Raw genomic sequence first — 8,217 nt, forward strand, 5'->3', positions numbered from 1 at the left:
TCTTATCCAGCAGTTCACCGGCCCGTCCGACGAACGGGCGGCCGGTCATCCCACGGGTCGCGGCGGGCCGCAGGGCGATCGTCCCACGGGTCGCGGCCGCCGCGATAGGAGGGAATTTCGTCAAATTCGTCGTCGTCGCCCAGCAGCGTCCGCTTCAGCGAGCTAAAGAAGCCCTCGTCTTCGTCGCCTCGATCAAACTGATAGACCTCCTGCTGGAGCTGATACAGCGCATCGCGCAAGTCGGCTTCGAGCGTGTCGATGCGGCGCTCATCGTTGTTGGCTAGGGCATCGCGCAGGTCTTTGATCAGCGCTTCGATCTTGCGGCGATAGGGGCTGGCAAACTGCATTCCAAAGTCCAGCGCCACCTCGCGCAACTGCCGCTCCGCCTGGTACGTCAGCGCCTCTGCCTTGGTGCGCTTTTCCACCCGTTCGCGCCGCTCCCGGTCTTGCTGGGCGTTGCGCTCCGCATCCTGGATCATCTTCTGAATTTCGGCTTCGCTGAGGGTAGATGCGCCCTGGATGGTAATGCCCTGTTCGCGGCCAGTGGTTTTGTCTACGGCGGTGACTTGCAAAATGCCGTTGGCATCGATGTCGAAGGAGACCGAAATCTGGGGCACGCCGCGCGGTGCGGGGGGAATGCCCAGCAGCTTGAAGCGGCCGAGGGACTTGTTATCCGCAGCCATTTCGCGTTCGCCCTGGACGACGTGGACTTCCACCATCGTTTGGTTATTTTCAGAGGTAGAGAAGATGTCGGAGCGGCGGACGGGGATCGTCGTGTTGCGGGGGATTAGCTTTTTGGTCAGGCCGCCGATGGTTTCCAGACCGAGGGAAATCGGCGTTACGTCTAGCAGCAGGATGTCGCGCATCCCCACTTCCTGCGTCAGAATGCCCGCCTGGATCGCTGCGCCGACGGCCACGGCCTCGTCGGGGTTGACGTGTTCGCTGGGTTCTCGGTCGATGAGCGATCGCACTAGATTTTTCACCATCGGCATCCGCGTGCCGCCGCCCACCAGCACGACTTCATCAATGTCGTCTGGCGCAAGCCCCGCATCGCGCATTGCCTGCTTCAGTGGGCCGCGCATCCGGCTCAGCAAGTCGGTACACATGCCCTCAAACTGGGAGCGAGTCAGGCGCGTTTCCAGGTGCTTGGGGCCGTCCTCTGGCGTGGCGGTGATGAAGGGCAGGTTGATTTCTGTGACGCTGACCCCAGAGAGTTCGATTTTGGCTTTTTCAGCAGCTTCGGTGAGGCGCTGGAGAGACTGGCGATCGCGCCGCAGGTCGATGCCCTCTTTCTCTAAAAATTGCTCTGCCAGCCAGTCTACGATTTTCTTATCGAAATCATTGCCCCCAAGCTGGGTATCACCGCTGGTGGCGCGGACTTCAAACACGCCATCGCCCACTTCTAGAATCGACACATCAAACGTGCCGCCGCCCAGGTCAAACACCAAAATCACCTGACTATCGCGCCGCTCTAGCCCGTAGGCCAGAGAAGCCGCCGTCGGCTCATTCAGAATTCGCAGCACCTCTAGCCCTGCAATCCGGCCTGCATCTCGCGTTGCCTGCCGCTGCGAGTCGTTGAAATAGGCTGGAACCGTGATCACCGCGCCTGTCACCTGCTGCCCCAGATAGCGACTGGCCTCGTCCGCTAGCTTTCGCAGCACCATTGCCGAAATTTCCTCCGGCGCAAAGTCGCGCTCCAGCCGGGGGCATTTGATCTTAATATTGCCGTTCTCGTCTTTGCGGATGGTGTAAGGCACGCGCCGGGAGTCGGGGCTGACCTCGCTATAGCGCCGCCCGATAAATCGCTTTACGCCGTAGAAGGTGTTCTGGGGATTTAGCACTGCCTGCCGCCGCGCCATCTGCCCCACCAACTGTTCGCCCTCTTTGCTGAAGCCCACAACCGATGGGGTTGTCCGCATTCCCTCAGCGTTGGCAATTACGACGGGCTTGCCCCCTTCCATCACGGCGACGACTGAGTTTGTGGTGCCCAGGTCTATGCCTACGACTTTGCCCATGCGCTGCAACGCTCCTCGCGGATTTCACCAAATGTTGAGAACTGATAACTCATTCTATCTTGCCAACGCAAGGCCCGCTGCACAGTTGATCAGCGACTGCTCAGCGATATCCGCGACCCGCAGGTGACGGTTTTTCCACCATTTGGATTACGGGCAGTCGGCTGTTCGCATCGCAATTCCCCCTGCAAGATAGAGGGGTTGCCAGATTTTCGCTGTTACAATGCTTAACAGAGGCGAATCTTCCCTTCATTCCGCTCTGGAACCCATGCCAACTGCTGAGACTTCCGCGACTGTCCGCCCCGATGCGGTGCTTGCTCGTCCGCTGTCGATTGAAGACCACCTCAAGTCTGCTTACGACTCGTCGGAGATGCCAGCGGTGCGCTATGACCCAATGGCGATCGCTGAATACTACAGTGCCCGTCCGCTGCAAGTGATGGGCCGAACGATTGGCATTGTGCTGCCCTTCCTTCTGTTTGCGCTGGGCCTGTGGTGGGATAAGCAGTGGGGACAGACCGAGAAAAACCAGCAGCGCCGCGCCGAGCAACTGCGCGACATTTTGACCCGGCTTGGCCCCGCTTACATCAAGATTGGGCAGGCGCTCTCTACTCGCCCAGACTTGGTGCCGCCCGCGTACTTGGAAGAACTGACGCGCCTGCAAGACCAGCTACCGCCCTTTCCCAACGAAGTGGCGTTTCAATTTATTGAAGAGGAATTGGGCGATCGCCCTGAAAATATCTACGCCGAACTCAGCCCAGAGCCAATCGCCGCTGCCTCGCTAGGGCAGGTCTACAAAGGCAAGCTCAAGACGGGTGAGGTTGTGGCAGTGAAGGTGCAGCGTCCCGGACTGGCGGAGCGCATCACGCTCGACCTCTACATTCTGCGCCGGGCCGCGCAATGGGCGGCGAGTACGTTTAAGCAAATCCGCAGCGACCTCGTCGGCATTATGGACGAGTTTGGGGCCCGCATCTTTGAGGAGATGGACTATACCCAGGAAGGGCGAAACGCCGAACGGTTTGCCCAGCTTTATGGCGCAATCCCTGACATCTACGTACCGCGCATTTACTGGGAATATACCCATCAGCGCGTGCTGACGATGGAGTGGATTAACGGCACCAAGCTCACTAAGCCGCAAGAACTGGCCGCCCAGGGCATCGATGCGGCCTATCTAGTGGAAGTGGGTGTGCAGTGTTCGCTGCGGCAGTTGCTAGAGCATGGCTTCTTTCATGCCGACCCACACCCCGGCAACCTGCTGGCCACGCCCGACGGCAAGCTGGCCTATCTAGACTTTGGCATGATGAGCCAGGTGCAGGCTCCCCAGCGCTACGGGCTGATCGAGGCGGTGGTTCACATGGTCAACCGCGACTTTGAAGGTCTGGCCAAAGACTACGTAAAGCTGGAATTTTTGACCCCGGACACCGATCTAACCCCGATTATTCCGGCGCTGGCTGCGGTCTTTAGCAACGCGCTGGGGTCGAGCGTCGCCGAACTGAACTTCAAAAGCATCACCGATCAGCTTTCCCAGGTGATGTACGACTATCCTTTCCGCGTGCCCGCCTACTATGCGCTGATCATTCGTTCGCTGGTGACGCTGGAGGGCATCGCCATCAACGTTGACCCAAATTTCAAGGTGCTGAGCAAGGCCTATCCTTATATTGCCAAGCGCCTACTGACCGATCCGTCGCCCGAACTCCGCTCCTCGCTTAAGGATCTGCTGTTCAAAGACGGCAGCTTCCGCTGGAACCGTCTGGAAAACCTGCTGAAGAACGCCAAGGACAGCCCAGATTATGACCTGAACTATACGGTAGATCAGGCGTTGAACTTCCTGTTTTCTGAGCGGGGCGAGTTCATTCGCGAGTATCTGGTGGAGGAGATTGTCAAAGGGATTGACGGCTACGGGCAGATGACAATGCAGCGGCTGACCGCTACCCTGCGCGATCGCATCGGTCTGGGCAATGGTTCTGCGCCGCCCCCCGCCGACTCGCAAAACCTGGAAAACTTGAGCCGCATCCTCAACATTCTGCGCGATACGCCCGGATTTGACCCGATGCAGCTTCTCCCCGTCGTGCCCAACCTGCTGCTGCGTCCCGAAACCCAGCGTATGGGCCAGCAGATTGCAGGCGGGCTGGCCCAGCGGGCCGCGGCCCGGTTTATCCGCGAGTTTTTGCTGCCTGAAGAGCCGCCTCAGCCGACTTCTTCTACCAGCGTCCGCCTGAATCGCAACGGTAAGGTGCTGAGCAACACAATGGGCGGCAACGGAAGCGGCAACCTAGCGCTGCCCGCCCGCCGCTCGGCATAAGCGATCGCCCGCTGATGCAGCGACCAACCTTGTAAGACGAACTTGTAAAGCGAACTTGTAGGACGAACTTGTAAGACGAACCAGAGCAATCCGGTTTGTTCCCTCCGGTTCGTCTTACGGGGTTACGCAAGGCTCAGAACGTTGCGGGATGCCCCGACTCGTGCAGAATGAGGCGATTGCCATCGGGATCGTAGGCATAGGCTTCGCGGCCGTGGAAGTCGGTGATGATGGGGCTGGCGGGGCGCGGGGGGGCAGCGGCGATCGCGCTATGGGCAGCTTCTACAGCGGCGATCGCCTGCTCCAGGTTATCCACCTCCAGGCACAGGCTCATGGCACCGCCTGGGGAAGCTGCAAACTCTCCGGCGTTTTCCTGTCTAGGCTGAAAGATGCCAAACCGAAACAGGCCGATCTGGAATTCGACATAGGTGTTGGGAAACTCGAACGATGGAGCAATGTCAAGGAGCGTCCGGTAGAACTGCCGCAGCCGTGCCAGATTGGGCGAGGACAGGGTGAGCGTGGCGTAGTCGGTATAGAGCATAATTCTCCTGAAAAAGCATTAAAAAAACAGCTACTAAAGGGTGAAACTCTAGCAGAGATTGGGTCGGATTGATCAACTCAGATTCAAAATTTAAAAACCGTCTGAAATTGTCTGGAAAATCTCTAAGAGGGTGTTTGAAAAGGTATCGCCTGTAATGTTAAGCACTCAGAGATCCCCCCTAGCCCCCCTTAAAAAGGGGGAAACCGCCTTGAAGCCCCCCTTTTAAGGGGGATTTAGGGGGATCTTGCACGCTTTGCTACAAACAGTAGGACTTTTCAAACATCCTCTAAAACACGTTGTCTGGAAGCTGCCACAGGCGGACTGTGCGGAACCCTTTGCCCGTAGCGATGGTTCTCCAGTCGGGGCTGACGATCGCATGGTCGAGGGGCGCTCCCTCGCCTGCGAAGATGTGGGTGGGTTTTCCGTCCTCCAAATCCCACAGCGTCAGTTGACCTTCGGCATCGCTGCTAAGCAGGGTTCTGCCATCGCCGCGCACCGCCAGCGTGTTGATAAACCCAGCCGATCCCGTCAGCGGTTTGCCCTGTTCGCCTGTCTCTAGGTTCCAGCGATAGATAGTTCGATCTGTGCCGCCTGCCAACACCTCAACACCATCCGGCGTAAAGGCGATCGCATTGATGACTCCGGTAAATCCGCTGAGCGTTCGTCGCTGCGTTCCAGACCTGAGATCCCAGACCATCAGAGTTGTATCTGTGCCCCCGCTGACGATCGTGCGGGCATCGGGGCTAACAGCAATCGCATTGATGAACCCGTCATGTTCCTCTAGGGTGTGGATCGGCTGCCCCGTTGTCAGGTTCCAGGTTCGCACCGTGCCATCCGCACTGCCGCTGATCAGCGTTCCATCCGAGGCGATCGCCAGCGCGTTGACCGCGTTCGTGTGCCCGGCCAGCGTATGTCGGATTGTGCCGCTGGGCAAATCCCATATCAAAATTTGATTATCTGCGCCGCCGCTCGCCAGCGTTTGTCCATTGCCGCTTAGCACCACCGCATTCACGTAGCTGCTGTGCCCCTTGAGGGTGCGGAGGGGCTGCCCGGTGGCCACGTCCCACAGGATAATCTGATGGTCTGCGCCACAGGTGATTAACCGCTGCCCGTCTGGTGTGAACACGGCATGGTTGATGAATCCGGTGTGTCCTGTGAGGGTGGCGCTGGAGACGAGCGGCTGCACCGCAACGATTCCACCACTGAACTGCTGATAAGCCCGCCAGCCGCCCCAGCCCGCCAGCCCAATCAGCAGCGCTGCGGCACTGCCCCAAAGCCAGGGATACTTCCAGCGAAACGAGGTGTGCTGGGCCTGGGTCTGCGCGGGCTGAAGCTGGGTCGTTCTGGGCGATGAGGGACGTTCGGCGGGCAGTGCAGCAAGAGCCTGGATGCGGGGCAGGTTGCTGGGTGGAGCGATCGCCGCCAGGTCTTCCAGAATCTCGCGGGTGCTATTGGGGCGATCGCTCGCTTTGGGCGCGATCAGATGGTCAATAAAATCGGCAAACGGCTCCGACACCTGCGGCGCAAACTGCCGCCAGCGGAAGCTATTGTCGTGGGGATTGTAAATGTCCGGATCGGTCGGTTGCTTACCCGTCAGCAGGTAAATAAACGTCCACCCTAGCGCGTAAAAGTCGGACTGGGGAACCGCTTGCCCCCTTTCCTGCTCTGGCGGCGTGTAGCCTGCGGAGCTAATGCGGGTCACGCCTTCGGAGCCGCCTAGCTGTGCCAGATAAGTTGCGGTCATCTCGCGCACCGCGCCAAAGTCCACCAGCACCAACTGCCCATTCGACCGCAGCATGATATTTTCAGGCTTGATATCCCGGTGAAAATAGTTGCGCTCATGCACGAGATGCAGCACCTCCGTCAGTTGCCGCATCCACCTTCGCGCCTGCGCCTCGCTGATGCCGTGGTTGCCCTGCTGCCGCATCCATTCCCGCAGGTTGGGCCCGTCGATTTTTTCCATGATGATGCAATGCAGGGGCGACTCGCTGCCGCGCGGTAAAAACTGGAAGTAGCCATCTGGCTCGATCGCAGGCACACCGGGATGGCGCAACTGGCTCAGCACCACTGCCTCTCGCTGAAACAGGGCGACGGCCTTGCTGTGGCTGCTGTGGATTTCCTTCAGCACCTTCAGAATTTTGGGTACGTTGCGCTCGTAGGCTTCATACACCTGCCCAAAGCCGCTCTTGTCGCTGATCAGCCGCATCACGCGATAGCGCTCTCGCAGCACCAGATCCGACCCACAGCTTTGGCAAAAGCGGCTGCCGTCGTTGCCGGGGTGGTTGGGTTCGGTGCATTGGGGGTTGATGCAGAGACTCATAGCGTCGGGCGGTGATGCATCCTGGCAGGGGTTGAGGCTTGGGGGGTTGCTCTGGGAGCAGATGAAACAACAGGATTTCTCCCCAATCAATCTCAGATTCGGCGTTTTCTCAGACTCAGGGTTTTCCTGTGTCCAAGACCAAGCACCTACCAGAATACTGTACCGCTTCGCTAATGACTCCCGGCCCCTAACCCTTTGCCCCTTGCTATAGCATGAAGAGGAGGTTGTTTTGATTAGCGATCGCTATGCCTGCTTTGTCTCCGCAGCTTCCCTGGCACACGCAGCTTGGCTCCCAGCGAGACTGGGCATGGCGCGGCTGGCAGATTCGCTATACCTATCTAAGGGCGCAAACCCCCGCACCGGATGCCGTGCCGATTGTGTTCCTGCATGGGTTTGGGGCAGCGCTGACCCAGTGGCGGCTAAACCTGGAGCCGCTGAGCCAGCATCACACGGTCTATGCGCTGGATTTGCTGGGGTTTGGTGCGTCGGAAAAGGGGTCGGCAAACTACAAAGTAGACCTGTGGATGGCGCAGGTGCGGGACTTTTGCCGCGAAATTGTGGGGCGGCCGGTGGTGCTGGTGGGGCATTCGCTAGGGGCGCTGGTGGCGCTGGCGATCGCCGCTACTGATCCGGCTCTGGTTCAGGGATTAATCCTGCTCACCTTGCCCGCGTCTCGCCAGGAGTTGCTGCCCGGTAAGCTACAAAGCTTCGTGGGCGAAATTGAATCTTTCTTCTCGTCGCCGCTGCTGCTGAAGCCGCTGTTCAGCGTGATTCGGCGGCCGGGCGTGGTTCGCTCGGTGCTGCGGGCGGTCTATGCCAATCCCGAAGCCATTACCGACGAACTGGTGCAGAGCTTCACGATTCCGGCGGGCGATCGCGGTGCAGCAAAAGTCCTCTGTCGGCTGGTGCAAGCTCGCACTCAAACAGACTTTAGCCCGAATACCAAAGCCTTGCTGCAAGCGGTCGATTTACCCATCTTGCTGCTGTGGGGTCAAAAAGACCGGGTGATTCCTCTGGTGTGGGGTCGTCAGCTTCCGGAGGTGAATCC

5 protein-coding genes are annotated in these 8,217 nt (G+C 59.1%); 2 read left to right on the top strand and 3 right to left on the bottom strand.

Going from position 1 to position 8,217, the window contains the following annotated elements:
- Positions 1 to 14: 14 nt before the first annotated feature.
- Positions 15 to 2,015, bottom strand: coding sequence for a molecular chaperone DnaK (gene dnaK, locus IGS51_RS21225; protein WP_297080742.1), 2,001 nt, complete (start codon positions 2,013 to 2,015; stop codon positions 15 to 17).
- A gap of 265 nt (positions 2,016 to 2,280) precedes the next feature.
- Between dnaK and IGS51_RS21230 the strand changes: the two genes are divergently transcribed.
- Complete coding sequence (locus IGS51_RS21230; RefSeq protein WP_367279401.1) at positions 2,281 to 4,311, top strand: ABC1 kinase family protein; 2,031 nt, start codon at positions 2,281 to 2,283, stop codon at positions 4,309 to 4,311.
- 133 nt (positions 4,312 to 4,444) lie between these two features.
- On the opposite strand, the gene IGS51_RS21235 is transcribed toward IGS51_RS21230, so the two are convergent.
- Together IGS51_RS21235 and IGS51_RS21240 are read right to left on the bottom strand one after the other, a co-directional pair.
- Complete coding sequence (locus tag IGS51_RS21235) at positions 4,445 to 4,849, bottom strand: VOC family protein (RefSeq protein ID WP_297080743.1); 405 nt, start codon at positions 4,847 to 4,849, stop codon at positions 4,445 to 4,447.
- A gap of 286 nt (positions 4,850 to 5,135) precedes the next feature.
- The gene (locus tag IGS51_RS21240) at positions 5,136 to 7,169 is read right to left on the bottom strand and encodes a protein kinase (protein ID WP_297080744.1); all 2,034 of its coding nucleotides are present in this window, start codon (positions 7,167 to 7,169) and stop codon (positions 5,136 to 5,138) included.
- 245 nt (positions 7,170 to 7,414) lie between these two features.
- On the opposite strand from IGS51_RS21240, the gene IGS51_RS21245 reads away from it, so the two are divergent.
- Positions 7,415 to 8,217, top strand: an 803-nt coding sequence (locus tag IGS51_RS21245) for an alpha/beta fold hydrolase (protein ID WP_297080745.1), incomplete at its 3' end; no start/stop codon positions are given.

It is taken from the genome of Thermoleptolyngbya sp. M55_K2018_002 (assembly GCF_015295965.1).
Lineage (GTDB): Bacteria > Cyanobacteriota > Cyanobacteriia > Elainellales > Elainellaceae > Thermoleptolyngbya > Thermoleptolyngbya sichuanensis.